This window comes from Anaerostipes hadrus ATCC 29173 = JCM 17467, from assembly GCF_030296915.1.
Classification (GTDB): Bacteria; Bacillota; Clostridia; order Lachnospirales; family Lachnospiraceae; genus Anaerostipes; species Anaerostipes hadrus.
In genome coordinates this window covers 724,272-749,944 of the sequence record NZ_AP028031.1, presented here as the reverse complement: position 1 = coordinate 749,944, position 25,673 = coordinate 724,272, and the positions used below count along the sequence as shown (strand labels likewise).

The 25,673-nt window shown below is 35.5% G+C and carries 24 protein-coding genes; 1 reads left to right on the top strand and 23 read right to left on the bottom strand.

The annotated features are described in order from the left end of the window. The first annotated feature begins 82 nt into the window (after nt 1–82). Nucleotides 83–1,525, top strand: coding sequence for a DUF4832 domain-containing protein (locus QUE18_RS03540; RefSeq protein WP_242852689.1), 1,443 nt, complete (start codon nt 83–85; stop codon nt 1,523–1,525). On the opposite strand, the gene QUE18_RS03535 is transcribed toward QUE18_RS03540, so the two are convergent. From QUE18_RS03535 to QUE18_RS03425, 23 genes are all read right to left on the bottom strand, one after another. After that, complete coding sequence (locus tag QUE18_RS03535; protein WP_040343858.1) at nt 1,512–2,825, bottom strand: DUF4832 domain-containing protein; 1,314 nt, start codon at nt 2,823–2,825, stop codon at nt 1,512–1,514. The two genes, QUE18_RS03540 and QUE18_RS03535, sit on opposite strands and share 14 nt — an antisense overlap. Next, nucleotides 2,818–3,627, bottom strand: coding sequence for a glycosyltransferase family 2 protein (locus QUE18_RS03530; RefSeq protein WP_009202954.1), 810 nt, complete (start codon nt 3,625–3,627; stop codon nt 2,818–2,820). Before QUE18_RS03530 ends, QUE18_RS03535 begins: the two co-directional genes overlap by 8 nt. 18 nt (nt 3,628–3,645) lie before the next feature. Beyond that, entirely contained in the window at nt 3,646–4,845 is a 1,200-nt protein-coding gene (locus QUE18_RS03525; RefSeq protein WP_009202953.1) for a glycosyltransferase, read from the bottom strand. Nucleotides 4,846–4,849: 4 nt separating this feature from the next. Beyond that, a complete protein-coding gene (locus QUE18_RS03520) occupies nt 4,850–5,221 on the bottom strand; it encodes a hypothetical protein (protein WP_009202952.1) in 372 nt (123 codons plus the stop codon). A 23-nt stretch (nt 5,222–5,244) separates the two neighbouring features. Then, entirely contained in the window at nt 5,245–6,687 is a 1,443-nt protein-coding gene (pelG, locus tag QUE18_RS03515) for an exopolysaccharide Pel transporter PelG (protein WP_009202951.1), read from the bottom strand. A gap of 70 nt (nt 6,688–6,757) precedes the next feature. After that, a complete protein-coding gene (gene pelF / locus QUE18_RS03510) occupies nt 6,758–8,239 on the bottom strand; it encodes a GT4 family glycosyltransferase PelF (RefSeq protein ID WP_009202950.1) in 1,482 nt (493 codons plus the stop codon). 33 nt (nt 8,240–8,272) lie between these two features. Then, nucleotides 8,273–9,865: a DUF2194 domain-containing protein gene (locus QUE18_RS03505; RefSeq protein ID WP_242852688.1), complete on the bottom strand. Its 1,593-nt coding sequence runs from the start codon at nt 9,863–9,865 to the stop codon at nt 8,273–8,275. 238 nt (nt 9,866–10,103) lie between these two features. Then, a complete protein-coding gene (locus QUE18_RS03500) occupies nt 10,104–12,440 on the bottom strand; it encodes a hypothetical protein (RefSeq protein WP_040343855.1) in 2,337 nt (778 codons plus the stop codon). A gap of 19 nt (nt 12,441–12,459) precedes the next feature. Further along, complete coding sequence (locus QUE18_RS03495; protein ID WP_242852687.1) at nt 12,460–13,368, bottom strand: hypothetical protein; 909 nt, start codon at nt 13,366–13,368, stop codon at nt 12,460–12,462. After that, nucleotides 13,353–15,542, bottom strand: a complete 2,190-nt coding sequence (locus tag QUE18_RS03490; protein ID WP_040343853.1) for an NAD-dependent epimerase/dehydratase family protein — start codon at nt 15,540–15,542, stop codon at nt 13,353–13,355. The genes QUE18_RS03495 and QUE18_RS03490 overlap by 16 nt, the downstream gene beginning before the upstream one ends. 360 nt (nt 15,543–15,902) lie before the next feature. Next, a complete protein-coding gene (gene tnpB / locus QUE18_RS03485) occupies nt 15,903–16,010 on the bottom strand; it encodes an IS66 family insertion sequence element accessory protein TnpB (RefSeq protein ID WP_009202944.1) in 108 nt (35 codons plus the stop codon). Further along, nucleotides 16,004–16,405 carry an IS66 family insertion sequence element accessory protein TnpA gene (gene tnpA / locus QUE18_RS03480; protein ID WP_040343850.1) on the bottom strand — a complete coding sequence of 134 codons (402 nt, stop codon included), beginning with the start codon at nt 16,403–16,405 and terminating at the stop codon, nt 16,004–16,006. The genes tnpB and tnpA overlap by 7 nt, the downstream gene beginning before the upstream one ends. A 396-nt stretch (nt 16,406–16,801) precedes the next feature. After that, nucleotides 16,802–16,951, bottom strand: coding sequence for a hypothetical protein (locus tag QUE18_RS03475; protein ID WP_154662997.1), 150 nt, complete (start codon nt 16,949–16,951; stop codon nt 16,802–16,804). Between the two features lie 19 nt (nt 16,952–16,970). Continuing rightward, complete coding sequence (locus QUE18_RS03470) at nt 16,971–17,153, bottom strand: hypothetical protein (protein ID WP_009202941.1); 183 nt, start codon at nt 17,151–17,153, stop codon at nt 16,971–16,973. A gap of 13 nt (nt 17,154–17,166) precedes the next feature. Continuing rightward, nucleotides 17,167–17,343 (bottom strand): hypothetical protein, encoded by a 177-nt coding sequence (locus tag QUE18_RS03465; protein ID WP_009202940.1) that lies wholly within the window; start codon nt 17,341–17,343, stop codon nt 17,167–17,169. After that, on the bottom strand, nt 17,340–17,534 hold the full coding sequence (locus tag QUE18_RS03460) for a hypothetical protein (protein ID WP_009202939.1): 195 nt from the start codon (nt 17,532–17,534) through the stop codon (nt 17,340–17,342). Before QUE18_RS03460 ends, QUE18_RS03465 begins: the two co-directional genes overlap by 4 nt. Next, nucleotides 17,518–18,267 (bottom strand): hypothetical protein, encoded by a 750-nt coding sequence (locus tag QUE18_RS03455; protein ID WP_009202938.1) that lies wholly within the window; start codon nt 18,265–18,267, stop codon nt 17,518–17,520. The genes QUE18_RS03460 and QUE18_RS03455 overlap by 17 nt, the downstream gene beginning before the upstream one ends. A gap of 265 nt (nt 18,268–18,532) precedes the next feature. Continuing rightward, entirely contained in the window at nt 18,533–20,422 is a 1,890-nt protein-coding gene (locus tag QUE18_RS03450; RefSeq protein ID WP_040343844.1) for an AbiH family protein, read from the bottom strand. 26 nt (nt 20,423–20,448) lie between these two features. Then, a complete protein-coding gene (locus QUE18_RS03445; protein ID WP_040343840.1) occupies nt 20,449–21,255 on the bottom strand; it encodes a Shedu anti-phage system protein SduA domain-containing protein in 807 nt (268 codons plus the stop codon). An 85-nt stretch (nt 21,256–21,340) separates the two neighbouring features. Continuing rightward, complete coding sequence (locus QUE18_RS03440; protein ID WP_040343838.1) at nt 21,341–22,258, bottom strand: nucleotidyltransferase family protein; 918 nt, start codon at nt 22,256–22,258, stop codon at nt 21,341–21,343. Between the two features lie 132 nt (nt 22,259–22,390). Continuing rightward, nucleotides 22,391–22,996, bottom strand: coding sequence for a VanZ family protein (locus tag QUE18_RS03435; protein ID WP_009202934.1), 606 nt, complete (start codon nt 22,994–22,996; stop codon nt 22,391–22,393). 41 nt (nt 22,997–23,037) lie between these two features. After that, nucleotides 23,038–24,441 carry an oligosaccharide flippase family protein gene (locus QUE18_RS03430; RefSeq protein WP_009202933.1) on the bottom strand — a complete coding sequence of 468 codons (1,404 nt, stop codon included), beginning with the start codon at nt 24,439–24,441 and terminating at the stop codon, nt 23,038–23,040. An 8-nt stretch (nt 24,442–24,449) separates the two neighbouring features. Beyond that, nucleotides 24,450–25,670 carry a hypothetical protein gene (locus tag QUE18_RS03425; protein WP_009202932.1) on the bottom strand — a complete coding sequence of 407 codons (1,221 nt, stop codon included), beginning with the start codon at nt 25,668–25,670 and terminating at the stop codon, nt 24,450–24,452. Nucleotides 25,671–25,673: the final 3 nt, after the last annotated feature.

Sequence of the window (25,673 nt, the reverse complement as noted above, 5' to 3'; positions counted from 1 at the left end):
TCCTTTCTTTTTGGTTATAATACATTATAGTCAATTCATAGTTATATGTATAGATATTTTCAAGTATAAGGAGCAAATATTCATGAAAAAAAAATCATCAATCATCCTGCACAGTCTTTTTTTTGTTATCTGCTCGGTGCTGGCTGTATTATGTCTCTACCACATAATCTCCATCAGACGGCTAAATGTAAAATACACTCCTGCAATGACAGAAGAATCCTCCCGTGAACTGGACAACCCATATCGTGGTTTCTATCAGTTGAGCGGATACATTCTTTCAGATAAGCAGAAGCCGGAGAAATCTGCTGACTGGTGCAGAAAAAGTTGCGCTTCCAATCCATATCCTCTGATGCTTCTGGAGATTAATCTGAAAAATTACTCCAATACCAGCATAAGCACAAATGCCAAAAATCAGTTGGATAAAATACTGGAAGAATGTGTTCGGGCAAAAAAACAAGTTATCCTCCGTTTTCTGTATGACTGGGATGGACAGGCTCTGTCCACGGAACCATCTGACCTGCCTCAGATAAAGAATCATATTTCCCAGATTTCTTCTACTGTCAACAAATATGCAGACTGTGTTTATATTCTTCAGGGTACTCTGACAGGAAATACTGGAGAAATGAATCATTCCAATTACGGAGATATTAATCAGATAAGACAGATTATAGAAGCACTTGATCAGAATATTTCCTCTGATATTTTTCTGGCAGTCCGCACTCCTGGTCAGCTGCGTGGCATACTCCGCACCAGAACGCCCCTGTCCAGTACAGATGCCGGCAATGGCAGCCTGCAGGCAAGACTCAGTCTTTTTAATGACGGCATGCTTGGTTCTGTTTATGATCTGGGTACTTACGATGATACCCCTTTACAGTCGGACAGTAATCTGGATGAGCAAGGCACACGAAGTGAGGAACTTCTTTTCCAGTACAAACTCTGCCAATATGTTCCTAATGGGGGTGAGGTTACAGTTGATAATGAATATAACGATCTGAACAATGCGATTGCCGACCTTTCACAGATGCATATATCTTACCTGAATTCCGAACACGATACCGCAGTTCTGGATAAATGGAAGAATTCCACTTATACAGGATCACGGACAGACGTTTTTTCCGGATGTACAGGGTACGATTATATAAGTACACACCTTGGTTATCGGTATGTTATGAAAGAATCCTCTGTTGATTTTCACTCCGACCTGAGTGACACAGCCTCTCTTTATATAACAATTGCAAACACAGGATTTTCTTCCGCATATACCAGATTCGATACTGTTCTGTTCCTCACTGATGAAAGTACCGGAAAATCAAAGAAAATAGAAACAAATATTGACAACCGTACCATAGCAGGCAATGACTGCTCCACATTTAAAACAGATCTGGATATCCGTTCCCTGAGAAAAGGAACTTACTCCATTTCACTGCGTATGGAAGATCCATACACAGAAAATTCTATCCACTTTGCCAATCAGGGGGCAGAAAACAGCAAGACAGTTCCTGTAGGTACTCTTATTCTTCACTAAGATAAATTTTTCCACAGTGCAGACTTCCCAGGTAAAGGGTGTCTGTACTGTTTTTATTTGCAAAATGAATGATCCGTCCATCTTTTTTTCTCTGAAGTTTCAAGGATACTCTGCCCTCCATTAATTTAATCACTGTTTTTCCACATATCCTGGTTCCTGCCTGGATTTTTCTCATATCCATGGATATCGGAACTTCTCTGGTCTCATTCCTGTTTTTCATTATCAGAAACAATTCTGTTTCCTGAAATACCCTTCCAAACCCGGTATTCTCAATTTCAAACATAAATTCTGCTCTTCCTCTTCGAATCGGTTTCAACTCCACAGTTCGCACTACAAGCCGATATCCCAGGTGTTCTCCTATATACTCATAGAGGCTGTATCCCTTCCATATTTTCAAATTATCAAATCCATCCCACGATATACTTTTCCATAAATCCAGTGCTTTCATATCATGAGTACTGTCCAAATAAGTAATATGCATCTTTTTTAACTCGTTGACTATGAACTTTGCCTCATACATTCTGTCGTTCTCAGTACAGGCTACTACTTCTCCACCACATGGCATATCTTCCGTAAGACAATTAACAAATTCCATTTCCTCTTTTCTTGTCCACGCCTGTGCCCAGCCTGCCGCCTCCCTGAGTTCAGTTCCAAAGGTTCCCAGATGAGTCATGGAACCCAGAATCCCATCATCAAATAATGCCAGATGCGCATATTTCTTTTGTCTGAATTCTTTTTCACTTCTCAAAGTTCTCCACTGCGCCGGAGTACGTACAGCAAGATATATCTCATCTCCCAAATACTGCCGCATACAGTTCCACATTCGATTGATACACTCTGGTGACAGATATCTGGAATCATGCATTTCTCCCCAGCTTCCGACAAGCATCCCCTGGAAGATGAATACCGAATGTTGCATATCCCGGAGCAAACCACCAATCTGCTGTAAATGCTCCAGCACCTGTTCAAAACTATCCGGCTCACATTCACGCCCTTTTCCTTCCCGATCATAAACCGGCCGCAGAATCACATCTTTTTTGTAATACATAAAAAAACTGAGAATGCTTCTGATATTATTCAGGGCATTCTCATCCAGTTGCATACTGCGATATATACTGATATCCAGCAATACCAGTGCAAGAAGTTCTCCATCTCTCAGACTCCATCTCAGTTCTTCTGGATTTATGGAATCCTGAACAACAAACGTATAGATTCCATACCATCCTCTGCCTGGATTTTCCAGGCAGACATTACTCTCGATGAGTTCCACCTGTTGGAATACCCAGTTGTTTTTATTCATTATATTTTTCCAGTTCACGTATTTTATCCTCATCCATCTTAAGAATCTTTTCCCTGATCCACACAGTCAGAATAGAAACAGTCATCCTGAACATATAGACGATCGGTTTAAGGCCGGAATGCATACTGACACCGGCAGTTCTGACATGCATCACTGCCGGAATCTCTCTGACTCTGAATCCAAGCAGCAACATCTGCATAAGCATATTTGCATCTGGATATTTGTCATCAAAATTATTATATTTTGAATAAAAAAGAAAAGTTTTCCAGTTCAGTCCCTGAAGACCTGTAGTCGGATCTGTTATTTTTTTCCCTGTTCCAAGTTTCAGAATTGCACGAAACCATACAAATGCAATTTTCTTTGCCCATGAGACCGTATATTCAGAACTTCCTTCCATAAATCTTGAACCAAGGACAATATCCGGCAATTTCCCATTCTCATCCTCTTTCTGCAATTCCTTATAGATTTCCAGAAGGTTACATACGTCATGCTGACCGTCTGCATCCATTTGTATAACATAGCTGTATCCTTTACGCACCGCATATTTATAACCAAGCTGCAGACCACTCCCATAACCCAGATTAAATACATTGGTAATCACCGTATGGTTTCTCTTTTTAGTCACATGATTTGTCTCATCCTGAGACGCATCATTCACGACCAGTACATCTGCAAACTGTGTAATCTCCGGCTGTTCCAGTTTTTCCAGAAGCGGTACAATGTTTTTTTCCTCATTATATGCCGGAATAATAATTAAAACTGCTTTTTTTGATTCTTTTCTGACGTTCTCTCTGTTATCCATAGATGCCTCTCTCTCTTCTTATACTATCTCAAACAGTTTCAGGATATCTCCCTGTTCATCGGATATCCGGACTGTAGCTTTTTTTCCATATTCTCTGCATTTCTCTTCATTTCCCAGCAGTTCAGCTATCTTCCTGCTGATATCCTCCGGTGAAAGCTGACACAGTATACCATCCGTCCCATTCTTCACCTGTTCCCGGTTTCCGCTGCAATCAGATACCAGAATCGTACAGCCCAGAACCTGAGCTTCCTGTATTGCAATACTTTTCCCCTCAAACCGGGTCGCATGCACATACAGATCACATTGCTTATAATATGGATAAGGATTCTCCTTCGCACCCAGTAACAGAAAATCTTCCTTCAGTCCAAGACTGTCTATTTTCTGCTGAAGCTTATTTCGTAATTCTCCCTCGCCCAGAACATACCAGCGCGCTTTTATCCCCTGATCCTTCAGGAGCTTCATCGCATCAACAGCTACTTCATACGCTTTCTGTGCAGTCAGCCTTCCCACTGTCAGTATACGCTTTCCGGTGTATGTATCACTGAATCCACCGGGAAGTTCTGATTTTCTGTATATTTCCTCTCTGTCGATCAGATTATGGAAAATAAAGGTTTTATTCCGGCATTCCGGATATACACTGTCAAATACACTCTTTACTTCCCCTGATACTGTAAAGATCCTGTCAAAGTCCAGGTAACAGTCCCTGTCCAGTCCTCTGCTGTAGCCGGCATATTTATAATCAACATGCAGGAATGTGAACTTCTTCCTGGCCTTAACATGATCATGGACAAAATATGTAGCCCCACCTTCCAGATAAGCAACTGCCATATCATAGCTTTTATTCAGTTTCATACCACTGTCTGACATGATACGCCATAAAAACTTGTCCGGATATATTTTTTTTCTGCCAAGCATGGAAAACGTATTTTTTATAAGATATGGTATATTTTTCAATAATGCCCTGTGTATAAATAATCGTCTGAGAACCTTTCTGTTCAATTCTTTCTTTCCCTCTGCTGAAAGAACTGATTCTGCCGTATAGTCCCTGTTCAGAATATTTACATAACCCGGCACCTGACTGATCAGTTCTCCCTGTTCCAGAAGCACGTACAGATCCACCTCATACCGGTCCGGGGTAAATCTTTTGAGCAGTTCCAGTAATGCCTTCTCTGCACCTGCACCTCCAAGAGTATTAATTACAAACAGTACTCTTTTCATATTTTTATTTCTCTTTCTCTAATTTTTCCAGTTCTTTGATGATTTTCTCGTAATCATTGTTTAATAAAGAAACCTGCATGGCAAGCTCCTGATTTTTTCTTTTCAGGATAGAAACCTGCGTACTGATAAACCATAATCCCCACAGAACACCTGACACAATTATTATAGTCAGAATCAGTCCGCGTGTACTGACATAACGCTTCATCTGAGATGGATTTAAAAGTGCACCTGAAAGAATCATTAATGCAAACAAAAACACCCATGCAAGACAAAATGGTTCTGTCATCTTTCTCTTTGCAAGTGACAGAATTGCCCTCACAACCATAAACACTCCTGATACGATCACAAATAACCTCAGTATATCTCCCACTTCCATTTTTTTCTTTCGTTCCTTTCTTACTATTCATATCTGTCAAATACTTTTGGTGACGGACAATCACCTTTTTTCTTCTTCAGCAGATGACCGTTACAAAATATATGGACATCCAGATGTTTCTCCATCCACCGAAGTCTTCCATAAGCCACTGTCCATCCGGCAAAGCTCCCGACAACAAGCCCCGCCCCATACCATATCTCTGTAAAATGAGAAGATATTATACTTCCCACCAGTGTGATAAGGCAAAACACCAGTCCCGTCAATACGCAACCCTTCATGTCATTAAAATAATACATGAAAATAATCTCCGCATACATCAGAAACAAGATAAAATATCCTGACGCCAGACAGGGATATATCCTCATTGTCATTCCTCCAAAACCAAGCTGCGGAAGAAAAATCATACAGATCAGAAAGATCACCAGCGTAATAATAAACTGCACTCTGGCAAGACTCATAAGCTCTTCGGAAAGAGCACGGAACATCCCCTTCTTTGTAATATCAATATCAGCTCCTCTTCCACCGATAACGGCTTCTGAGTATGCTTTATATCTGCCATGAAAATACATCTCAACTCTACTGATAAAGATAACACTTGCAGAGATATTTGTAAACATTGCAAGACAGGTTGCCATATCATATGTTGTCACACATACAAAAGATTTTACTACTATCATGTGAAGATCTGTTGTCCAGAAAACAAAATTGTGTACATAAAGTCCTAAAGTGTAAAGAAAATTTGTAACCACCAACGGCCAATATTCCTTAAAATAGACCAGAACCTGTCTGTATTTTCCACTGTTTTCCTTAAAATAACTCCGGACTACCGACATTTCCAGACAGGCGATCAGCCAAAATCCAATTGTCAGCGAAAACAGCATTCCATATGTAATACCCCAATGAAATACTTTTACAAGCAGAAAAGATAAAAACACTGTCACTGTCATACCAACGGCAAAGAAGAATGATATTTTTTTGTAATCCTTACAGATAGACAGGTACAACATAGAATAGAACACAAGAACCAGGGCAATGTATCCGCAATAACCTGTAAAAACATAAATAATGCCCACTTTTCCAACCAGATACTCCCGGATACAGAATGGAATTCCCACAAGAGCACTCAGTGAAATATTCAAAAGCATGCCCACATAATAGCACGGCAAAATATCTTCATATGTCTCTTCATAGATCACATCTGACATATATTTGGATAATACAGAGTTAAATGGAGACGCCGTAAGCAAGGAAAAAATAAATATATACAGAACCGTACAGGAAAACAGTTCTCTTGTAACATAACCTACTGAAGAGAAATCCAGAAAATACTCCATGATCATAAGCGCACCGATCACCAGCAGCATGGGGGCGATTGTAACGACCATACTGTATCCCGCACCTATGATATCAGTAGTCAGCGTATTCTTTTTATAGATATTTGTAAGTTTTACACCTATTCCTGCCATATGTCCCCTCCATCCCGTAATTGCTTATCTTATGTTTGTTATCCCGATCTCAGTCACATTATGCTTTCATTTAGATCATCTTTTCATACACACTGATCTGAAAGGGTTCCTCTGTCCACGAAAGATTCTGTCTATCTGAAAATCCTTTGTATATTTCTCTGTATACTTCCTTCATCTGATCAATCCTGTAAAGTGCATTTACACGTCTGTATCCTGCTTCTCCCATACGCCTTCTGTCTTTCTCATTTACAGACATGGTAACCATTGCATGGGCGATCTCTTCTATATTCATAATGTGTGTGAGGATTCCCGCTTCCCCAAATCCGTCATTATTTCCATAGATCAGTTCCCTGCAATTTCCCACATCTGTGGCAATTACAGGTTTGTGAGCCGCATAACTCTCAAGGATTGTCAAAGGCTGTCCTTCACTGATACTGGTAAGCAGTGTGAAATCCATCTTGCCCAGATAATCCTTTACATTAACCCTTCCTGTGAATTCCACATCCTGAACCCCAAGGGATTCTACCAGATCATAACATTCTTTTGCATATTTTTTATCTTCATCTGCCGGTCCCATAATCCAGAGCTTCATATTTTTTACTTTTTTTTTGGCAAAAGCAAATGCCTGTATCATGGTTTTAACATCTTTGATAGGAGTTACACGAAGTACAGCCCCGGCATTGATAAACTGCTTCTCTTCTTCTGTCTTGCCGGGAAGATCTGCAAGCGTCTGTGTATTGATCCCATTTGGTGTCACCCTGATCTTCTCAGGCGGACATCCCAATTCTATCTGCAGGTCCTTTGCATGTTCATACAGACAGGTTACCATATCTGCCTTTTCATATGCAAGAAGTGACATCTTCTTAAACTGTTCAATCCAGATATTCTTATATACTCCCCTTACCCAGGAAGCTTTGATCAGTTCTTCCTCCCTTTCTCTGGTATAAATCCCATGCTCGGAGATCAGTAATGAACTTCCATGAAAATGTTTTGCCATACTTCCAAGAATTCCAGAATAACCGGTGGCCACACAATGATACAAATCCGCCTTCGGTACATCCATTCTCAGTGCCCAGAACATCGGCAGATAAATGGATCGCAGCGTCCAGAGGAAATCCGAGAAATTAATATTTGAATAATTACGGTCATAGCACTCCCTGGCAATCCTGAAGAAATCCTCCCCCATAAGAAAATCATCTACAGAAAGATGCTTTCTGTGAAACAGGTCAAAAATCACACCCCAGTCTGTCCTCCGGTTCAGCACCATATTCAGCATTTCGTCATATTCTTTATGAGAGAGATTGACTTGCCTTAAAGATTTTCTTTTTCTGTTTCCGCTTTCCCATTCACAGTCATCCAGATATACTTCATAAACCTGTGTAAGGTTTTCCGGCAGCTCATAGACAAATTTCCCCCTGAAGGATCTGTTCGCCACAATTGCCAGCAATATAAATTCTACATTCGGAAAAGATCTGATCAGACTGTTGATCCAGCCGGAAACACCTCCGACCACATATGGGTAACAGCCCTCTGCCACAATACAAACTTTCATACTTTTCTGCTCATTTCCTCTCTGTCATAACAGCTATCTGTCATAATGAAGTCCTGATGTTTTTATCTGAATCTTCACAGTAGTATCCTGCGCCTGGATCAGATAAGTTCCATCTTCTATTTCCTTTTCTGTACCGCCTTCTATTTCTGCGATTTCTTCTCCATGCGTCCTGAGAAGAAACCAGCTTCCTTTCTCAGAAGTTTCCAACGTAATCTCATTCTCTGTTCTGGACTCTGAGAAATCCAGATTCAGAAAAGTTCTGATTCTAGTGTTGCTTTCTGAAAGAGTCATACTGTCAAAACCTGTAAATTTTTTCCAATAGGTAAGGATATTACTGGAAAAATGCTTCTGCATAATCTGCCATCTGTCAGTTTTCTGCTGCGGCCAGAAAATATCATGCATATTTAACATAACATTCGTATATGCCAGCGAACTCTGGATACTTCTCATCCGAATATCATCACTATAACTGTAATTCATCCCATCACTTGTCACAGACTGTAAAGTTACAGAATCCGTACAATAAGAAACCACCGGCTCTTTCTCTGTATATTCACATACCAGTGTACTTACATTTTTCAACAATTCAGTATTCATCAATCCTGTTATCGTATCCAAATCCCTTTCTTCCGCAAAAGCAGCTCCATATTTATAACTGCTGTCCGATTTCTGAAAAAAGTCTGCATCCTGATCCAGTTTTTCCCGCAAAGAACCTGCATTTTTATACTCAAGAGAAAGTCCTACTTCCGCTTCCTGCTCTTTCATCTGCTTCAGGTAAAATATCATATCTTTTGTATCCGGCTCTATACCATCTTCATAATCTGCCTGTGGCTGCATAAAGCAGGTCATTTTCAGCTTTCCTTTTTCTACAATGGATACCAGTGATGGCCACATAATATCTCTGGTCATACCTGTCACAGACTGACTGTACAGTTTCATCATTTCTTCATCATTCTCATCTGCAAATGCCGGAAAATTGATCATTGAGAGATTCTGGGCATTTACTACCGGATAAATATAATACTCAGAAGCCTCTGTTATCATACCATTCAACAGTCCCAGTGCTGTGCTGTCCTTCATATAGTCTCCCACTATACAAAAAACACTTCCACCCTTGATTCCATTTCTCCACAAAATCGTAGGAAGATCTTCATTCTCCACCTGAGTTTTTTGTTTACTATGATCCAAAAGTCCGACCATATATGTTTTCGTACCGCTTCCTACCTGATACCATGGTATCTCCAGCTGCAGATCCTGACGTTCTTTCTCTTCTTTTTCCTTCGGAGTTTCATAGACTACTTCTCCGCCCAGCAGAAGACCTTCAAAAAGTTTCACACCTGTCAGTTTTGTTTTCTCAGACACAACCTTATAAATTCCCAGAAAATCCATCAGTTCCTGATTTTTTTCAATATTCTTTGGATTTTCCAGACATCCAAAAACAATGATCACACCTTTTTGTTCCAGTTTCTTTAATTTTTCCAGATTATCACCAAGTGCATATTTCTCTGATTCCAGTATCAGCATCCCCGGCAATGCCTTATCATTCTCCTGGTAATCCTCCAGATTTCTGCACTGTGCCATATCCCACTTTGCATAAATGCACCATCTGCTTACGGCTGTAGCCATATCCGATGAACTGTCTCCTACAAAAAGGGCATAGCTTCTGTCTGTTGTTCTGACAGCCACAGGATCTATCTGTTTATTTTTCCAGACATTTTTACCATCTTTCTGCCTTGTCGTGAAATTTGAATTTACATCATATGTGTTCTGTCTGTCTCTGATAACCATAGAAAACTGAAACAAAAACAAAAGAACAAACATCATGATTGTAATACTGAAAAAATTTCTTTTGGAAACCATTATATTAATTTTTATCCTCCTGTGTCCGGAACTGATTATAACCGTAATCTATTGCAAAATTATACTGATGATACATATTTTGTGGCATTACATAACACACAAAATCTTCTGATTCATAATATACCTTCATATCATTGGGATATCTCTCCTTAAATGCCTGTGCCCAGTAATACATCCGGGACATCAGAATCCATCTTCCCTCCCCTTGATACATAGTTATTCCACCTGAATTTGGTAATGACTGGCTGGCTGCCTTTTTCGAAATGGACTGACCACTGCCTGAGTAAAGTACCGCATAATTCAGCGGGATTTTTTCTATAAAGAAGTATACATTCTTTGTCGGAATAATCAATTTAGTGTCTTTATTCATATACTCCATATTTCGAAGGAAGCTAATTGTCTCGTAATGCCAGCCATGATCAAGCCCCATCTGTGTCTCATCATTTGCTGATACAATCGTCCATGTCTTGTCTTCATTTTCTTTAATAATATTCGACAGACACGTCAATGCTCCATTAGATACATAATCTGAACCGAATCCCGGCATTTTGATCATTCCCTGATGGATCATACTCCCAACAATGGACACAGTCAAGATAAAAGATAACACATTTCGCGGAATTGTAAATAAACGACACATAAAAATCAGATAAAGAATTCCATCCACCAGAACTGTCAGCGTTAATATCAGAAGATACACATAATAAATACTACATCTGGCAGGATCCATCAGCATCGGAAGTCCGAGCCCTGACGCACAGAGCAGCAATGTGAGAATTCCCATACAGAATCCTGCTGACATAAGCATCTCACCATAAGTAGTCTTTCGCAGGATAATAAATATCAGACCAAGCAGAATGACAACTGCAATTCCGATAAGTACCGCATATGCACACCATTGTTTCGGCAAGTTTATGATAAATTCCCCGATACGCTGAGCCATCATATTCCAGATGTTTTTTATTTTCTCCGAAATTTCTCTGACTTTATCTGCAAAAGTGGATTCAGGAGTTTCCGTCATAGCAGGAATCCTTTTTGTCTGCATTGATTTCGCATTATTACTTTTAATATTATTCTTCGAGTTTTCATTCAGACGCGCTGCCATCTCTTCCATGGTTATATCCTGGATTGTTTTATCCTCTGAATCCTCAGTATCTGATTTGCCACCATTGATGACGCTTAATCCCCAGCCAAGTGAGCCCTGCAGAGGTGTTCCTCCTGCAAATGCAATCCCCATAGGAAGCACAGCCAGAAATACACTGATAATACCAGTCATCATAATTCGTTTAAAATACTCTTTATTCAGGAAGCGCGGACAAAAACCGACAGCAATTCCAATACAGCAAAGCCCTGCAATCATAGTTCCATAAAAATGAATCGCCAGAGTCAGCGAAAAAGCCAGCGCAAAGCATCCTGAGAGCAACTTTGTTTCTCTGGTTTTCAGTTTCTCCTTCTCTGTCTGAAAAAAACTGATCAGGAAGTAAACAGACGGAATCACAAAAATCATTCCGAATTCCTGGGGCAGTGATGCCCCAAAACGACTATATGTCTGTTTTGCCCAGAGATTTCCCAATATATATACAAGCACTCCTGCATATGGCAGATACAATGATCTGCATAACAATTTCATCACAGCAAGAAGTACCATATGAATAAAGAATACCTGTACAAGATAGAACACACACAGAATCGCATACGTATCAACCCTGAAAACTGTATGAAGATAATATATCATACAGTGAAATCCAAACGGATATACACCATCGGAAAAAAGATTTCCTCTGACCATCTCATTAATCCAGTTCAAATGTACCGGTATATCTGAAGCACAATATCCATAAGTGAGCAACAGGTTTCTTCCATAAATCCAGAACAAAGCTATAATAACTGCCCCTACCAGAATCCACTGAAGCGTATTACAGATTACTTTGTAATAAAACAGACGGACTGAGCGTTTTAATACTGCCTTAATCCTGTTACAGACTCTGTATAAAGCCCCCCTCATTCCCATACTTCCCTGAAGTATTTTCTTACAGATAATTCCTGTCTTTATGCAGAGTTCTCTTAGAGAAACCCTGTTCACCCTGCTCCAGATCAGAATCCCTGGTACAGCAGTAAACAATACAAGTGCCCAGAAACCTGAAATATGCAAAAGCTGGACTGCAAACACAATATTTATAATATAAAAATTTCCAAATGTATAACACATCAGAAACTGCTCTGACAGTCCTCTGCCTACCAGTATCCGACGAAACATAATCGCAGGTAACAAAACTGTTAAACCTGTATAAGCAGCAAATATACCTGCAAATCTTAATATAACCAGAGTTGTCATTGACATATCTGTTCATCCTTTTACTCTACATAAATGTTCTGATCAGTTCAAGGGTTTCATTATCAATCGCAATATCCGAATCTCGAAGTTCCTGCATAACCTGAAAGAACTTCTCTTTCTTTCCACATGAGAAATAGAGTTTCATCTGACAGGTATAGCTAGACAAAACTCTCGGATATTGTTCCATTGCCCGGTCACACCACAGTGTGCATTTCTCATAATCCTTTACTTCCAACAGGCGCTGGCAGACCTTTTCATAGACAGTACTGCTGATTTTTATCTTATCAAATTCCCAGGCTTTTTGCAACACCTCCTGCATCCTCTCTGCCATGGAACGCTGTTCCAGATTTGTAAGTACCTGCTGTTCCAGAATCGGATTCATATATTCAACAAGTTTTATACAATTTTCCACCTGCTGTTCATTTTCTTCCTGGCATAAAAGATAATCTGTCTGTACTTTACTTCGAAAATCATTCAATACATCCTGAAGAACAGATGCTGCATAATGGGCAGTCTCTGAATCCTCGCTGTTTAATGCCAGATTAATCGCCGCAAGAGAATTGCGGTAATCTCCTCTGATCACATTCAGCATCAAAGTACGAAGGCTCTTCTTATCTGTAACTTCCAGGGCTTCTTCTAAAGAGACCATATTTCTCTCCATTTCCTCATCAGGACGGAGAAAATTCTCTTTCCTGTCTTTGCTAAATACAACGTCCGACAAATCCATACCCTGGGAAGAAAATAACTTAAAAAGCAGGAATGACAGGAATACAAACGCAGGACCTGTCACCGGACATAAAAGCATCATAACTGCCTTCATCCATACACTTCCGATTTTTTCTTTTCTGCAGACATAATTCCAGATCAGATAGAACACAACCACGATCAGATTTATGATCAGCAGGAAAATAAACAACTTCATTCTCTGTGACATACTGACATCATCTCCACGTATTCTGTTTTATAGCCATTCTTCTCAAATCTGTCCTGTACAATAACAGCACCCTCTCTGGTTGTGTTGGTAAGCAGGACATACAGATTTCCATCAGGCAGCATTCCCATGTAATCACTGTCCCTCATATATCCGGACATCTGCTCATCCGTTTTTTGATATTCCGAGTTCTGAACATCTACTTTAATTAATACACATTCTACAAGATTTTTCAGTTTTGCCTTCATATATGCCTGAACCAGGGACTCAAATGCTTCCGGTTCCAGGATTCTGGAATTCTGGCTATAACGCTTCTCTTCCAGTGCCTGCATATATCTCTGTGCCCTGAGGACTGCATTCTGAATCAGATAGCTGACGACTGTAAGAAAATTGGCTTGTCCAAGGGTCATTTTTTCCCAGCTTAGTCCCCACATCATAACGATCATCTGTACCTCTTCACCTTCGTAGATTCCTCTTGCCATAAGTGGATACTGCTCATCCATTTTCTTATTAATATATACCTTCTGCTCTTTTAATGCATCATAAATGTCCGTCATCTCCCTGTAACGGATTGAATTTCCAAGACTTCTCGCCTTTTGGGAACTTGCAGAAAAGATACGGGCATAATCTTTACTGACCACATTATAGAGGGCTACATCCTTTGTCTTCATAAGTTTTCCCAGCATTTCCACTGCATAGAAAATAACCTCATCCGGCATATGCTGTTCCAGTCCTGCTGTAATGCTGTAAATTTTACCGATACTGTCCTTATGGTCGATCAGCTGCTGCTCCATGACCTCTTTTACACGGACATTACTTTCATTGATATCCTGGATATCCACAATCTGTCTGTGCAAATGTTCTTCCAGTTCCTGACTCTCCAGGCGCATGATACGTATCTGGTCTCTCATATATCCTACTACAAGCCCCAGGATAAAAAGCTGTGCGATCCAGACATAAGTGTTATAATCTATCAGTACCTCAAAACTATTTCTGGTATACATCTGCCGGAACATATAACCTGCAACTGCCAATATTGCAGAAAACGTCGCCTGCTGCTGCCCATATACAATTGCAAATAGCAGCACATACAAAAGAAACGGATCCAGATTTGCAAAATATTCACTGCCCACAGTCCTGTTATTCATCATGAAAAACGGAACAAAACATACCAGATTCTCGAAAAACGGAAAAAGTGTCCTGATCAGCCATTTCCATTTTTCATAAAGCATTTTCCACCATGAAAGCTTTAAGTCATCCCCCTTCAGGAAAACTGATTCATGTTTCTTCATATAAGAAACCATGTCTTTTATATTCTTCTCAAGATTACCAAATGCATGAACTCCAAATTCTCTTTCAAAACGATTGCCCGACAAAACACATCTTCCATTACTGTCGGAAAAAGCGACAATATTCGATTCGATTTCCATAGCTTTCTGAATCATAGCTGCAAGTTTTACTTCACTTACTACATCATTAGAAGATAAATTATAAAGACTATATTTGTGGTTGCTGGTTTTTATAAACTGGTAAATATACTCTACTGCATCATTTTCATAGAGAAGTGAAAATGTATGGTCTGTTTTTGCCTTAATATGCCCGTCACACATGCAGTTCAGACACATATCTGCACAAATATTATTTACGTCTTTTCTCTCTTTCGGAATATTGTAGAGATGATCCAGACGCAAAGTTATAATATCCAGACTTCTGTTGATTCTGAAATTATCGCAGATCTCTTCTGCCTGTGACAGTGCATCCGCTCTGATTCCCACTCCGGAAAAGGGTTCTTCTTCCTTTATATCTTCCGTGTAGTTTCCATTATAAATTTCATCTGAAGAAAGAAAAATCAATCTTTTTTTGTTTTTTACTGAATAAGCAACCAGAATATTGACAAGATGAGAAATAAAAAAAACTGTCTCTCTTTCCTCCCCATTCCAACAGTAATTTGTATCAAACGCACCCATAAGAATTGTTACATCTGCATTTACACTTTCCAGAATATCATTCAGATTCTCGCAATCATAAGAAAACTCGTATTTTTCAAATACTCTTTCATATTTATTATGTCTATATTTATCTCCCGTCAGCAGAAAAATTCTGTGTCCCTCTTTTCTTAATTTCAGGATCATACTGTTTATCAGGCTGCAGGAGCCTCCGACCAGCAGAATATTCATTTTTATACCTTTCTTATCTTAATTTTGTAACTCCAATATTCAATATATTTCTATCATTCTTCCCATATATATCCACTGCACATTACTTTGAACATAAGTATACCATATCTGTTTAGCTTATGGAATAATAGCTGAGTAAATTCTATCATAAAAGAAAATACTGCTACAACTTTTGTGGCTTTCCAAACGGTCTTTCCAAATCTAATATTCTCAGATTCATCAAGTAATTCTTTTTGAAATGCCCAGAAGGAATTAGAAAAACTAGCACCATGGAATGAAGAAGTGCAAAAGATGTTTGCTAGGAAAATGAAGTAAAGTAATAGCATTCTATTATTCTAGCAACACCCTAAGATAAAGCGCTTACAACTGATCCTTCACGATCGAATATAATCCATCGATCTGTTTTCTCATATCCGTATATCCACAGACAATATAAATATCATCCACAACAGAGATATCGCCTAACATGAGAATGCTCCTATAAGTTTTAATGTCTGTTCCAGTAATCGTGGATCGGTCTGATTACTGATCCGCAGAACAGCCTGTCCGATCTGAAGTTCCATTGTTGCAACGGGTTTTGTGATCTCTGCAATATCTTCTGTAGAAGACGGTCCATAAAGATCGGTTGACTGGTCTGGAATGATCTCCATTTTTACAACTTCCTGATGGATCGCCTGAAACCGGTCTTTTCCTGCTGGTGCTGGAAATTCACAAGCCTGCTTGCGAAAACGACGGACCCAGTTATAAAAAGTTCCTGGATTGATGTCATGTTCCAGACACCACTGGTGATCAGAAAGTCCGCTCTGTCTGCATTCCATAATGATTTCATACTGTTCCTGTTCGGTACGTCTTTTTGCTCTCATTGTACTCCTCCATAATTGTAGTAAAGTACTAGCATTTTCATTCATCTAGCAAACGATGGAAGTAAAACACTAGCATCTAGCAATCATTATGACAGGATTTGTGTGCATTGAAAATCCACCCTTAGATAAAGCGCTTACGTTTGAAGGGTTACACAAACTTTAGGATACTCCCTAGGCGTTGTGGTGCCACTGAGATGTTTATTTGTACTGCCAATACAACACCTCATCTCTATTATCCTTTTGTATTTAATATTGTTTAGTTATCTTAATTTGTTTTTGTAGCCATACGATAAACAATGACTGATTGTAACAGATGTCTTGTTATATTATGCAAGTCCCATTTGCAAAGAATCCTAATATCTCCTTAAAGTCTTAGACTACAGGTAGAAATACTTTTTATTCAAAAATATCTTTTCTCATACTAATAGTATGTTTTGCATTTCTACGCTTATCAAAAATCACTTTTTCATATGTACTTTTATCACATCCATGAAAACCAAAGACAAGATTAGGTAATTTCTCATACATCTGATTATACCCCATCATACTCCTCATCTCCATTCAATTAATCACAAATTTGTTTCTTAGGATTTCCTTCTTCATCCAAAACACCAGATTCAATCAAGCTTTCCTTTGCTCTTATTTTAGCCTCTTGTGGGTTTTCTTTTTTTAGTTTTTCAAATTCTTTGATATAATCATCCATCCCTTTTATATAGCTTTTATAATTAATATCTATTTCAAAACTCATATCTACTCACTCCTTAATAAATCACCATTGCCTCTGCTTCCTTATATGCTTCCATATAGCTAGCTTTAATTTCTAATATTTTTTTCCCTACTCTCTTTATATTGTTCTTATATTCTACATTATTGGGTGATTGTATTATGATTATTTGCTCCTCATATTCCCTTTTGATATCAGGTATTATTCTTGTCATGATAAATATCCTTTCAAATTATCTCCATTAAATTGATACGGTTCAATTTTTTCCTTTAGCATCTTCCATTCTTCTTTATCATAAAATTTAATGCTAGTATCATCATGAACCAACAACCATGGAGATGTATCACCAGCTGAATCTGTACTATCTGCAATAATTCTTGCAGATACCTTATTCTTTGTATACATATTTGGGCATCTCAAGTCTCAATAATATATCTTGCAATTTAGGATTTATCTCTGTATTTTGTAATACTTTTTCTTTTAACTTATTAGATGATAATAAACAAATTTTTACAATTATTCCTGATTTTACATTTAAATTATTTGTCTCTATATAACTTTTAACTCTTTCATACAATGCTCTGTATTCCAAATGAATTCGGTTATATAAGGGTATTACTGCAAAATCAATATCACTAATTGTAATATCTGCTTCAGCCTTCGCTTCTCTTTTGCATTCTATTTTTCGATATGGCAAATAATTATCATCACTAATATATAGTTCATCTATATATTCTGCATGCATAATAAATTCTTTATTATCTTCTATATCATTTCTATTTTTTATTTCTCCATGTCCAATTATAGAAAATACATGCTCTTTTGTATTAGATACTGCTAATACTGGTATTCCTGATTCAATATATGCCAATACCTCTCTAAAAAACTCATCCTCCTTTCCTTCTTCTCTTTTTATAATAATCGGTGTAAAATTATATGCTTTAAATATACTAGAAATTTGTTGCAAATTCAAACCTGTAGAGGGTAATTTCCTATTTGCTTGTTCTGATAAATGTTCAACTATTTCCCCTATTGATAAATTCTTACCACCCGTCAAACTGAAACTATTTTCATAATATTTCAGAATACTCCATGCAGCAATATGTCCACACATTGAAAAATCTCTTTGCTGATTCATCCAAGGAAATGCTTCTATATAATACTTTTTTCCGTATATATGTGATTTGAATCTTTCACATATAAGATATGCCGGACTTTCTAATAATAATTCTGGATTTAAAAAACTTTTACTGAAATTAAAATAATGTTTTGTTTGGAATATTTTTAATAATTGTGTTTAATATTGCAATTTATTTTGTAGACTGAATTCTTAATGTCCCTGGGAACTTAAGTTCTTCTCAGTGAATAAGCCACAGCTATGAGCATTCTGTACTATTCTTAGCTTAATTTAAGTTTCTCTCATCTAGTAATGCCTCCGCCTCCTGTTTCATGTCCCGCTCTACTTGATCACGTATATATTCTATTTCTTCACAATCATGTAATAATGAATTAATTCGAATTTTATTATTTCTACTTGTTGTTTCATCTTTTTTTATATCTACCAATACTTTTTGTGCAACCAATGTATTATTAATTATTATACTTGATAATTTACGCATTATAATTTCACAATTCTTTTGGTCTTTCATACTTTTTAATACTTCTTCAATTAATTTTTTACATTCTTCTTCTTGCAAATCTCTTCTTGTTTCATATTCTTCTAAAATATCCTTTCCTTCAATTCTTATTTTAGATTGCTCTAAATCACCATTCTCTTCTATTACTTTTTTCTTTCTTTCATTCAAATCCTTAACTTTGTTAATAAATTCTACCAATCCTTTAGGTTGATATTCTCTTTGATCTATTGATATATAAAACCAATCATCTACATTAAAACTTTCTGATTTTTCAAAACCTTCTATAACCTGAAGCATAAGTTCTGCACATTTTTTTGATACCAATTTCTTTTCATACATTTCATAAAACACCCTAACCACATTTTCTTGATTTTGAAAATATTTTGTATCTCTATCTGTTATCTTCATTTTTAATTTAGCCAACAAATTATCCATTTCCTCATCATTCATTTTATCTAAAATTGATAATTTTCTTATATCTCTTTCTACATCAAATGTACTATCTTTAATTTTTTTCATATCTGTTTGTTTGATAAATTTTATTTGGTTTTTCAATCGTTCTAATAATTCTTCTCTTCCTATTAATTTAATCAAATTGGCAATTTGACTTCCGTATGCTTTTTTATCTTTATAAAATATGTACACTTCACAATTCTTATTTTTTAAAAATTCTAGCAATATATCTTTATCTGTGACATCTAATGAATGACCAAATATATAAACTTTTATTTTATTATTTTTATTTTCATCTTTTAATTGTTCCAGCCATTTATTGAATGAAAAATATGTTTGCTTTTTAATTCGTTGATAATATTTTTGAAATTCTAAAAAATCATCATTTTCTTGTCTCTCATCATCTTCTAAATACTCATCTATACCTAGTATCATATTACAACTTTCTTTTTTATTTCTTCGTATTTTTCCATGAATATAACAATATAATTTTTCTTCATCTCCCAACTTATATATTTTTTCATATGTATCTGTATAATTAAATGAAAGTATATATTTAGGATTCAAATCTATAATATTTTGACTATAACTATCTATATCATATTTTCCCACATAATCTCTTAAATATGTTTCTAATGCCTCTATTAAATTTTCTAAATCTTTTAACAATATTTTATTGATATTTTCAAAATCCTTTGAGGTGATTTTATTCCCATTTGGATTTTTATCCAATCCCATACAATCCAAAAAAATATCATATTCTTTTATACCTTCTATCTCATCTATTTTTCTTACAGCCTTCACATAATATTTTTTTCTAATTTCTTCCAATAATTTAATAACATCTGCTATTTCACTTTCAAAATCAATCCAATTTTCTTTTCTGTTTTCCTTATTTGTTTTAAAATAATATACCCATTTATTATTATTTAATAACTCTACTAATTTAATATCTATCTGGGCATTTTCTATCAGAAATTTTTCTACCTTTTCATCTTTTCCATCTTTCAACTCACATTTTTCTTCTAATAATGTCTTTATTATTCTCGATGCCTTTTCTTGATTTTGATTCTCATAAAAACTTGTATCTGATAATGCTAATACATATTCTGTAAATTTTAAAAATTCTTCATATTTTGTTGGTAAATCATGTGCTAAATCAAATCCATTTCCTAAAATCAATACTTGCTCTTTTTTACTCATTTTCACATCCTCCATTATTTTCAAATTTAATATGACAATTCACCAACAATACTATTTGAAAAATCAATTAAATTATCATAATGTAATAACTTTATATTCTCTTTTAAAAATGATTCTCTGGCTATTCGATAAGTCAAATCATTAAAATCTGATCTTCTCCCTGCAACGACTACATAATGCATTCTACTTTCATCATATTCAATAAATTCTTCTGGTAAACATTCTTCTCTATTTTTTAACTCTTTAAATTTTCCAAACAAAGAATCATAATTTGCTTGCAACCATCTTGACCAATCTTTCACTTGATATATTCCTTTGTGAAAACACTCTCCCAATTGCCCATCTTTAGTCGTAATTCTTCCATATACACTTTCTAATTCTACAAAAATAAATTCGTATCCTCCTGAACTCTTCCCTATCAATAAATAATCTGGTCTCATAGAACTTCCTAATTGAAATTCTGGAAATAAAAACGCATCATGATGACCAAAGTTATATCCTCCACACTTTAATATTGATCCTATTATATGAAACCCATCATTTTTATTTATATACTTTGTAATATTTCTCTCAATACATTCATTATCAGAAATTATTTTACTAAACTCCTGATTTTTCTCTTTTAATAATTCCTCATTTTGCAAATTATTTATATCTAAATAGTTATTAGGAAATAAACTTAAACAATGTCTTACAGCCTTTGGATACTCTCTAAACATATATACTCTTCCAAATCCACCAGCTCGTCTTTTTTCTTCTTCTAAAATTTCCCTGTATTTTTCTTGCTCTTTCTCTGTTAACCCTTCTAAATAATCTCTCTCTTGTAATCTCATATATTCTCCCTGTTTCATATACAAACATAGCCAATAAAACATGATCCTAACAAAAACCACATTCTATTGGCTACCACCTATTCATCTACTCCCAAAGCTTCTCCGCATAAACTCCATCAGCAATCAACTCCCTAAAAGCCTTCTGCACAGTCTCTTTATCTTCCTTATATGTAACTCCAAACCAACGATCCTGTGTCTCCAGCACCTTCACATTCGCTCTTTCTTCTTTCAAAAGCTTGTCCACGATGTTCGGTAACAGATATTCGCTCTTTAAATCTCCTTCTTCCACATTCGCAAGGAAATCTATGAAATCTTCTGCTAAGAAATCTAAAAATTCTGGATATCCTGCCCACATGTTCATGGATACTTTATCTTCTGGACTGATCCATTCTTGTACTTCTTCACTGTCGCATTTGATCTGTCCGTCTTCTCCCATTTCGATTCCTGTTGTCTCATGTACCTGACTTAATAAACCATTCTCATCGACAACACTGACTCCTCTGGTCACTGTTCCATTGTCGCTTAATGTGTTCTTTAAAATGAATCCGCCCATTCCCATGGTAAATTCTCTTCCAAGGTCTTCTCCAGATACTAAGAAATCATGCAGTTTCACAAATGCTTCTTTTCCATAATAATCATCTGCATTGATGATCACAAATGGTTCTTTCACTACATCTTTGCAGCATAAGACTGCCTGTCCTGTTCCCCATGGTTTTGTTCTTCCTTCTGGTACTTCAAAACCTTCTGGCAGATCATCAAGCTCCTGAAATACATATTCGACATCGATCTGTTCTTTGATCCTGTTTCCGATAATCTCTTCGAACTCCTTGAAAATGTCTTTGCGGATAATAAAGACTACTTTATTAAATCCTGCTTCTTTTGCATCATGAATGGAATAATCCATGATGATCTCTCCGTTTGGTCCCATCTGGGCTAACTGTTTGATTCCTTCTCCAAATCTAGAGCCAATTCCTGCTGCCATGATAATTAATGTTGTATTCATTCGTATTTTCTCCCCTTTACAATATAAAAGTTCCTTTTTTATAAAAAGTGAACCTATTTTTCAAATTTTTTCGTATTTTTATTCAATATAACTATTCACTTTGTAGACTGATTTCTTAAGGTCCCTGAGAACTTAAGTTTGTACAAGAAAATATATTATACCTCCTGCTATTCCACCCAATGTATTAAAAAACAAATCTGATATCTGAAACGTTCCAACATGAAAAATTAATTGCAACGTCTCTATCACAAATGAACTCAAAAAAGAAATCAAAAAACTTTTCTTTAATATCTGACTTAATTTCAAATTATCTTTCAATAACCTATCTGAAAAATTATATAATATCAATATCATATATGGCACAAATAATATCACATTTTCTATACATTCTGTTGTTAACACCATTTGTCCAAGATTAACATCAAATTTATATATTCCCCAAACTCCCCATACATCTTCTAATGGATTAGTACTAATTGACCTGTTTAATAATGTCCGAAATAAAATCATCGCACAACAAAATGATAAATAAAACATTTTTCTGAATTTTGAATCTCTTTTTAAATGTTTTCCCCATACTTTAACCGCTGAAAGCCAATTTTTTTGCGACTCTTCTGGATAGTGGACATATAAATACATAAACATAAATAACATCGAAAGCAAAATAGCAAATAATAACGGCTGATAAAACGCTATTAATACATTGGTAACTATTCTTTTTGTAACTTCTTTTAGCATTTTTAGTTCCTCTATTTACTTTTCCTAGATTTTATAATTTTTTATCTTTTTAATATTCTCATTAAATATTTCTTTATTGTTCTAAAATAAATTAAAATCAAAATTAACAGACTTACAATCTGAATTATTATACTTTCTTTCAAAAAATTATTACTTATAATTAATCCTATAGCTTGCACATATAATATTATATAAGCGAATATATCTTTTTTTAAATTTATATTCAATTCCATTCTTTTATATATTTCCCTTAATCGAATTGCCCATATAATCATATATGATACAGATGTCGCTACAGCCGCTCCTATTGCTCCCATGCAATATACTAAAACAATATTTAAAATTGTATTAATAACTGCACCTATCATAATAGTTTTTCCAAAAACCACAGATTCTTTTGTAGCTGCAAATATCCCACCTAATAACTGTACCAATGCTCCAAAAACTACAGAAATCATTAAAAATGGAGCATACTGCCATGCTAAATAAAATCCTTTTCCAAACAAGATTTTTGCAATCACTTTATCAAACAATATTAAAACAGAACATGTCAGTATCATTCCTATATTATAACAATTGTATACATTACTATAAAATTCGTTTTTATTAGAATCGTATTCTTTTACAGCTGATATAGTCCATGCTTGATTAAATATTTGTTGGAACATAGATAATAAAGATGGTATTTTGTAGGCAACTGAATATATTCCATTCACACCTACTCCGCAAATCCATGTAACTATATACCTATCAGAAACATTGTTAATCCACCAACCTATATTTCCTAATCCCATTGGCACACTATATTTTACCATTTCTTTCTGAACTTCTTTATTAATATTTTGTACTTTAATATATTTCCATATTTTTAATCGTATAAACAAATAAGCATCTGATAATATATATGCCAAGCAATTAGCTAGAAAATATCCTGTTAATCCCATATGAAAATATACTAAAAATAAAATATTACTTACTAACATTGTAACTGAACTAATAATTCCAGCTATACCAACATCTAAAATCTTTTCTGTACCTCTTGCAAATTGGCTTAAAATATCAAACAATAAGCTAACAGCAAAATATATACAAAAAAAGTGTATATACGAATTAAATACTTTAAAAATATTTAATTTATAATTTATAACTGTTAAAACAATACAAACAGCTGTTGCTTTTAGAAATATTCTAAATGCAATTCCTATAATTTCTTCTAATTTTTGATTTTTATCCATGCTGAAACGCATGATTGCATCTGCTATATTCAATGATAAAATAGGAACAAATAAAAATAATGTTGTTTGATATAAATCATATGTACCATATTCACTAGTTGAAAGTAAATTAGTATACAATGGAACCATTAAAAATGAAAGTATTTTTGTTCCAAAATTACTAATAGTCATAATCCCTATATTTTTAAATAAATATTTATACTTTCCCATCTTTACTCCTATTTTTTATTTCTATTTTTGCTATAACTTCCACCTAATACCATTCCTATTGCAATTGCACTAATAACGCCTGCTGAACTAGACAATATTGCTGAACCAACAGCATGTATTAACTGTGCCGCATACGCTGCATAACAAAAAGCTCTCTGTTCTAAATTCAATTTCACTTTCTTTATGCTATTAAAAATTCTAATATAAACAATAACATATAAAGCAAAACCAATCCACCCAAATTGTCCCAATGCCATCGCCCAGAACGTATCACTCAAAAATGAACCATCTTTTTGATTCATACCAAATAATCCATTAAAACCATATCGAAAATATAATTCAGAATAATTTCTTGCAGCTTGATCAGATCCAAACGTTGAAAAACCAGCTCCAAAAGGGAAATAAGTATTTGCTGTTTTTCCTCCATAATAAAAGAACAAATATCTTGGAGCATTCTCATTTAGCAGATATGTCTGTATTTGAAATGTTCCTAGTATTAATACTAATATCCCTAATATTACAAGTGTACTCGTTTTTAGTTCTTCTCTCTTTTTAAAATACACTAATAATATTAAGAAAAATACCGAGAATAATAATGGTGAACTTTTAGTTGCTAAAATCAAAGCTATACACATACAAATGTAATATCTATAATTTTTTCTTGATTGTTTATTTGATATTACAGCAACTGCTACCATTGCTACTGCTAAAAACTGAAATGACATAGGAAAGAAAAATTTAAATTCCTTCAATCCATATCTTTCACTCCCCGTCATCCCTATATTTACAACTTGAGATATTAATGCAAAAATCATAGCCGTAACAGCAAAAAGCTTTGCAAATGGTCTTAGAATCCTGCTTACATCCTTCATTTCTACTTGTGTAACAAAATATTTTGCTCCAAAGAATACCCATAAAAATTTAGATTCTACGACAAGATCTATTAAAATAGAATACAGTGATACATTAATTTTACTATAGATATTAGATAATACCCCAATACATATTACTGTTAACAATAACAAAACCGATATTTTATCTTCATTTGTCAGCCTTCTAGCAAACAATAGTAATATCATATATAACATGCTACATAAACCTAATATCTCATCAAAATAGCTTCTACCACCAAGCACTTCAAATAAGATTAAAATAAATAATATAGCGATAGTTATAATAGCTTTAACACCATATTTTTTTGTTCTACAGACTACAGTATATCTAGACATTTT

What these genes read in the sequence shown, in the direction of transcription:
- QUE18_RS03540 (WP_242852689.1), top strand. Translation starts at nt 83, where the DNA reads ATGAAAAAAAAATCATCAATCATCCTGCACAGTCTTTTTTTTGTTATC.
- QUE18_RS03535 (WP_040343858.1), bottom strand. Translation starts at nt 2,825, where the DNA reads ATGAATAAAAACAACTGGGTATTCCAACAGGTGGAACTCATCGAGAGT.
- QUE18_RS03530 (WP_009202954.1), bottom strand. Translation starts at nt 3,627, where the DNA reads ATGGATAACAGAGAGAACGTCAGAAAAGAATCAAAAAAAGCAGTTTTA.
- QUE18_RS03525 (WP_009202953.1), bottom strand. Translation starts at nt 4,845, where the DNA reads ATGAAAAGAGTACTGTTTGTAATTAATACTCTTGGAGGTGCAGGTGCA.
- QUE18_RS03520 (WP_009202952.1), bottom strand. Translation starts at nt 5,221, where the DNA reads ATGGAAGTGGGAGATATACTGAGGTTATTTGTGATCGTATCAGGAGTG.
- pelG (WP_009202951.1), bottom strand. Translation starts at nt 6,687, where the DNA reads ATGGCAGGAATAGGTGTAAAACTTACAAATATCTATAAAAAGAATACG.
- pelF (WP_009202950.1), bottom strand. Translation starts at nt 8,239, where the DNA reads ATGAAAGTTTGTATTGTGGCAGAGGGCTGTTACCCATATGTGGTCGGA.
- QUE18_RS03505 (WP_242852688.1), bottom strand. Translation starts at nt 9,865, where the DNA reads ATGGCTACAGCCGTAAGCAGATGGTGCATTTATGCAAAGTGGGATATG.
- QUE18_RS03500 (WP_040343855.1), bottom strand. Translation starts at nt 12,440, where the DNA reads ATGTCAATGACAACTCTGGTTATATTAAGATTTGCAGGTATATTTGCT.
- QUE18_RS03495 (WP_242852687.1), bottom strand. Translation starts at nt 13,368, where the DNA reads ATGTCACAGAGAATGAAGTTGTTTATTTTCCTGCTGATCATAAATCTG.
- QUE18_RS03490 (WP_040343853.1), bottom strand. Translation starts at nt 15,542, where the DNA reads ATGAATATTCTGCTGGTCGGAGGCTCCTGCAGCCTGATAAACAGTATG.
- tnpB (WP_009202944.1), bottom strand. Translation starts at nt 16,010, where the DNA reads ATGTTAGGCGATATCTCTGTTGTGGATGATATTTATATTGTCTGTGGA.
- tnpA (WP_040343850.1), bottom strand. Translation starts at nt 16,405, where the DNA reads ATGAGAGCAAAAAGACGTACCGAACAGGAACAGTATGAAATCATTATG.
- QUE18_RS03475 (WP_154662997.1), bottom strand. Translation starts at nt 16,951, where the DNA reads ATGATGGGGTATAATCAGATGTATGAGAAATTACCTAATCTTGTCTTT.
- QUE18_RS03470 (WP_009202941.1), bottom strand. Translation starts at nt 17,153, where the DNA reads ATGAGTTTTGAAATAGATATTAATTATAAAAGCTATATAAAAGGGATG.
- QUE18_RS03465 (WP_009202940.1), bottom strand. Translation starts at nt 17,343, where the DNA reads ATGACAAGAATAATACCTGATATCAAAAGGGAATATGAGGAGCAAATA.
- QUE18_RS03460 (WP_009202939.1), bottom strand. Translation starts at nt 17,534, where the DNA reads ATGTATACAAAGAATAAGGTATCTGCAAGAATTATTGCAGATAGTACA.
- QUE18_RS03455 (WP_009202938.1), bottom strand. Translation starts at nt 18,267, where the DNA reads ATGAATCAGCAAAGAGATTTTTCAATGTGTGGACATATTGCTGCATGG.
- QUE18_RS03450 (WP_040343844.1), bottom strand. Translation starts at nt 20,422, where the DNA reads ATGAGTAAAAAAGAGCAAGTATTGATTTTAGGAAATGGATTTGATTTA.
- QUE18_RS03445 (WP_040343840.1), bottom strand. Translation starts at nt 21,255, where the DNA reads ATGAGATTACAAGAGAGAGATTATTTAGAAGGGTTAACAGAGAAAGAG.
- QUE18_RS03440 (WP_040343838.1), bottom strand. Translation starts at nt 22,258, where the DNA reads ATGAATACAACATTAATTATCATGGCAGCAGGAATTGGCTCTAGATTT.
- QUE18_RS03435 (WP_009202934.1), bottom strand. Translation starts at nt 22,996, where the DNA reads ATGCTAAAAGAAGTTACAAAAAGAATAGTTACCAATGTATTAATAGCG.
- QUE18_RS03430 (WP_009202933.1), bottom strand. Translation starts at nt 24,441, where the DNA reads ATGGGAAAGTATAAATATTTATTTAAAAATATAGGGATTATGACTATT.
- QUE18_RS03425 (WP_009202932.1), bottom strand. Translation starts at nt 25,670, where the DNA reads ATGTCTAGATATACTGTAGTCTGTAGAACAAAAAAATATGGTGTTAAA.